Origin of the sequence: Tabrizicola sp., assembly GCF_051645465.1 — a bacterium.
Taxonomy (GTDB): domain Bacteria; phylum Pseudomonadota; class Alphaproteobacteria; order Rhodobacterales; family Rhodobacteraceae; genus Tabrizicola.
This window is the reverse complement of sequence record NZ_JBOFBI010000112.1, coordinates 1-4,182: the sequence shown is the minus strand read 5'-3', so window position 1 is coordinate 4,182 and position 4,182 is coordinate 1. Positions and strand designations below refer to the sequence as shown.

Here is a 4,182-nt window from a genome sequence, read left to right as displayed (position 1 = left end):
CCCGACACCGGCACAGCCGGGATCAGCCGCATCGCCTTCGCCCGCGACCCCGAAGCGGGCCTCATGACTCTCGTCTCCGGCCTCGCCCCGCATTTCCGCGCGCTCCGCGACCGCCCCGACTGCGCGCTGATGCTGGGCGAGGTCGGCGACAAAGGCGACCCCCTCACCCATCCGCGCCTGATGATCCGCGCCCGCGCTGCCTTCGTCGCCCCAGACGATCCCGCACGCCCCGGCCTCCGTGAGCGCTGGCTCGCCCGGAACCCCAAGTCCACGCTCTACATAGACCTCCCCGACTTCGCCTTCGTCCGCCTCACGCCCGCCTCCGCTCTCCTGAACGCTGGCTTCGCGCGGGCGTTCCGCCTGACAGCCGCCGATCTGCGATAGGAAACGGGCGGCCCCAAGGGCCGCCCCCACGATTTTTCGTCGAAAAATCGCCCCTCCCCGATCAGGCCGGCACATCCCTCCGCAGGGTCACATTGGCCTTCCCGCGCACCGCCTCACCCCAGCGCAGCTGCGCCTCGTTGCCCTGCGCCCCCGTGCCAGGCACCGAATAGGGGAACATATAGCGGCCGAGGTTCGAGGCATTGGTGATCACCCCTTCCGGCGCCACCGACTGCACCATCCGGATCCGCCCGCCAAACGGAACGAAGCCCCCCGCGCTCGCGTTCCAGGTCTCCGCCGCGGTGTTCTGGGTATGGGTCACCAGCACGGGGTTCATGACCCATTGCGCCACGTTGTTGAAGCTGTTCCCCTCCACCCTGACGTTCCGCGACCTGGTGAAGTCCAGCGTCGCAAAGCTGGTATCCAACCCGTCCACACGGTCGATGATGTTGCCAAAGCAGCGGAAGCTGTTCCCCGTCATCGAGAACCCGCTGAAGAAGTGCCCCGGCCCGTAGGGCTTGACCACGACCCAACGGAACGCCGGGCTTGTCCCCGAAGCGATGAACACGTTGCCGACGATGTTCAGCCCGCCGAACGAGAACTCGCCGTTCTCCTGCGGCTCCGAGTCATGCTCGTTGCCCCATTCGATGAAGCAGTTGTCGATGTAGTTGCCGGTCACCACGGTCGACACGTTGGTCTGGGTCAACACCAACCCCGCCCGCCGCAAACCCGCCGAGGTGTTGTCGCCCTGGAAGAAGTGGTTTGCGTGGATCAGATGGCCGGTCCCGTTCATGATCGCGAAATGCGCGAACCGCACGATCCGGTTGTTGCGCAGCTTCGTGTCATTGGCCTGCACGTTCATCGCAATCGTCGTGCGGTCCACCGCCGCGACCGACTGCTCGTTCGACAGGAACTGGCACATGTCGACAAACATCCCCTGGCACCCCGACCCGGCCGAACTGATCCCGCGGTCAAGCGGCCGGTTGAACGTGCAGGACATGAAGCGCTGGGTCGACCCCGCCATCGGCAGCAGAACGCCCGAGGCATTGCCGAGGCAGTTGAACTCGATGTCCTCCATCTCGAAGCGTGACAGAAGCTCGAAGCCACTGAAATCCAGCATGTATTTGAACCGCCGGAACGTATAGGTCCGCGTGCCGACAGCACCCCACAATGGCTGGCTCAGCTCGATCGTGCCAGCACCCACGTTCTTGCCCTTCACATAGACCTCGCGGCCCACGCCCGTCCCCATCACCAGCGCGCCCACCGGAACGTTCGCCACATTGGCGACCCCGGTCAGCACAGTGTTGGTTGACGCCGAGTAGGTCCCGACCGACGTCACGTCCTGCGTGGCCCAGGCCGGCCCCGACACCGCGTTGAGCGATCCGTTCCGCACCACGCGACGGCTCGAAAAGCTGTTGATACCCGAAAGGGCCGCCACGTCGATTGGCTCGGCCAGATCGACGCGACGCCCCGACAGGTCCAGCGTCACATAGTCGGTGAAGAAGAACAGCGCCTGCAGCGCCCGCTTGAAGCCCTCAAGCTCGCTGCCAAACGCCTGGCCATAGGTGTCCAGATCGAAGTTCCGCGTCAGCGTCAGCTTGCGGTTCGCGGGCATCGACAGCGTGCCCTCGAACCGGATCCGGCTGTTGATCGTCACATCGCTCGTCAGCCGGAACACACCCGACGGCACCAGAATCTCCCGCCCCTGCGCCGCCGCATCCGCAGCCAGGAACGCAGTCGCATCATTCGTCGACCCGTTGCCCAGCGCGCCGAAATCGCGCACATCGACCCAATCCATCAGCTTGCGGATGAAGATGTTCGTCACGTCCTCGACAACGATATCGTCGATCCGCACGACACCCCCGTTCGCCCCGGTCAGATCAAGACCCACATGTGCATAGGTCACCTGCGTCGTCCAAGGCAGGTCCACCCCCGTCCGGCTCGCGGGCGAGATGATGGCACTCACCGTCACCACCTGACCATACTGGCTCAGCGTCACCGAAGGCCCGGTCTGCACCACCCCAGCCACGTTCTGGCCGGTCACATCCCCCGCCCAGGCCGCAATGCGGACCGAAGGCAGGTTCCCCGCCACCGCCTTAACCCGTGCGGTCACCCGGAGGTACAACCCTGGCTGGATCGGCGTCTGCGCGAAGGACCGCAGCTTCTGCGTGGCTTCGGTCTTCTGCAGCTCCAGACAGCCCGCGAAATCCTGGTCGTTCGTCACCAGCGCCGCATTCGGCTGCCCCTGATACGACCCCGACCCCGCCGTCCCGTCCTCGCGCGACCACAGGTTCAGCCCTGCCGAAAACGGCGGCGGCATCAGGACCAGCCCGTCGGTGATAGCCTTGTTCATGTTGGAATTCCCTCGCCTCGCTTCGCGCCACTGCCAAGGGCGAAACGGATAGGGGGTACACCCCAAAGACCGCACCGCCTTGGGGCAATGGGGTAACAAGGAAGGTTTAACCGGCTCTCAGCCGCCCGCGCGCAGAACAAGGCTCAGACGCAACACCCCGGCCCAACCCCGATTTTTCGCAGAAAAATCGTAACCCCGCCGGGACCGCAGCCTCAGACCCCGATGTCCGGCGCCGGCAACAGCTGCACCGCGTTGATCTGCCAGCCCTCAGGCGTCTCGATCATCATGTAGTCCAGGTAATGCGCCTGGCCCGCCTGATCGACCACCCGCACCCGCTGCCACAGGTTCCCGGCGATCTCGCGCAGCTCCATCATCTCGACCTCGGCCGGGCGATAGACCATCGGATAGCCGTTCTTGACCATCGCGCCGAAATTCTCGGCCGTACCGAACATCCCCTTGATGTTGGGGCTTGCGAAAGTGAAGGCGCGGGCGAAATCATCCGCCAGAAACGCATCGATCTGGCTCTGGATCGTTTTCCGGATCGGCTCTTCCTGGGCCAGCCCCGGCAAGGACAGCGCCACAGACACGATGACGGCAAGCAGGCTTCGGCGCATTCCCCGGTCCTCCTTCTGATATCCCCGATATCTTAGTACCGGATCGCCCGCCGCCAAGGCCCACTTGCTAAATCGGTCCATCACCCCAAGTTACACTGGACGCCCAGCTACCGGATTTTGCCCTTTGGCCTACGCCTTCGACCTCTCCGACCCCAGCCTTCAGGCCAGCATTCGCCGGATCATCGACGAAGAACTCGGGTCCGCCGTTACCCGGCTTGGCCGGATAGATGCACCCGAAGCCGTCCACGGCATCCGCAAAAGCCTGAAGAAGTCCCGCGCGCTCCTGCGGCTCGCCCGCGCTGGCCTGAAAGACTACACGGGCCTCAACCTCTCCTTACGTGAGATCGCCCTCGCCCTCTCCGCCCGCCGCGACGCCCAGGTGCGCCTTGCCACCCTGCAGCGGCTCTTCCCCGACATGCCCAAGGCCTTGGAACCGCTGCAAAAGACCCTCGCCGCCGAAAGCGACACTCCACCCACTAGCCCAACGCCCGCGCTGCAGGAAAAGCTCTCCGCCATCCGCGAAACCGCCAACACCCTGTCGCTGTCCCGGAAAGACGACCGGATCCTCCGCCAGGGCCTCGCCATCACCCGGCGCAAAGCCCGCGATGCGGCCGAGGCGGCCCGCGAAAACCCCGCCGATCCAGAACTGATCCACGACTGGCGCAAGCGCGCGAAGGACCTGTGGTATCAATCCCGCCTCTTCACCCCCGTCTGGCCCGATCTCTTCAAACCGATCGTCACCAGCGCCGACCACCTGGACGAGGCGCTTGGCAATCACCACGACCTCTCCGTCCTCGCGGCCCACGCGGCCGCCCTGTTCGATGCCGTGATGCC

The 4,182-nt window shown here is 65.1% G+C and carries 4 protein-coding genes; 2 read left to right on the top strand and 2 right to left on the bottom strand.

Going from position 1 to position 4,182, the window contains the following annotated elements:
* Window positions 1–384: pyridoxamine 5-phosphate oxidase (locus tag ACRCSW_RS06885; RefSeq protein WP_438703710.1), on the top strand; the 384-nt coding region annotated here is incomplete at its 5' end.
* Between the two features lie 61 nt (window positions 385–445).
* Here the strand turns inward: ACRCSW_RS06885 and ACRCSW_RS06880 are convergent.
* Both ACRCSW_RS06880 and ACRCSW_RS06875 read right to left on the bottom strand, forming a co-directional pair.
* Complete coding sequence (locus tag ACRCSW_RS06880; RefSeq protein ID WP_438703709.1) at window positions 446–2,734, bottom strand: right-handed parallel beta-helix repeat-containing protein; 2,289 nt, start codon at window positions 2,732–2,734, stop codon at window positions 446–448.
* Window positions 2,735–2,946: 212 nt separating this feature from the next.
* Window positions 2,947–3,348, bottom strand: a complete 402-nt coding sequence (locus tag ACRCSW_RS06875; protein ID WP_438703708.1) for a DUF4864 domain-containing protein — start codon at window positions 3,346–3,348, stop codon at window positions 2,947–2,949.
* A 124-nt stretch (window positions 3,349–3,472) separates the two neighbouring features.
* Here ACRCSW_RS06875 and ACRCSW_RS06870 point away from each other — a divergent pair.
* On the top strand, window positions 3,473–4,182 hold a 710-nt coding region (locus tag ACRCSW_RS06870), incomplete at its 3' end, for a CHAD domain-containing protein (protein WP_438703706.1).

Coding starts and splice junctions, on each gene's coding strand:
- ACRCSW_RS06875 (WP_438703708.1), bottom strand. CDS start 3,348: ATGCGCCGAAGCCTGCTTGCCGTCATCGTGTCTGTGGCGCTGTCCTTG.
- ACRCSW_RS06880 (WP_438703709.1), bottom strand. CDS start 2,734: ATGAACAAGGCTATCACCGACGGGCTGGTCCTGATGCCGCCGCCGTTT.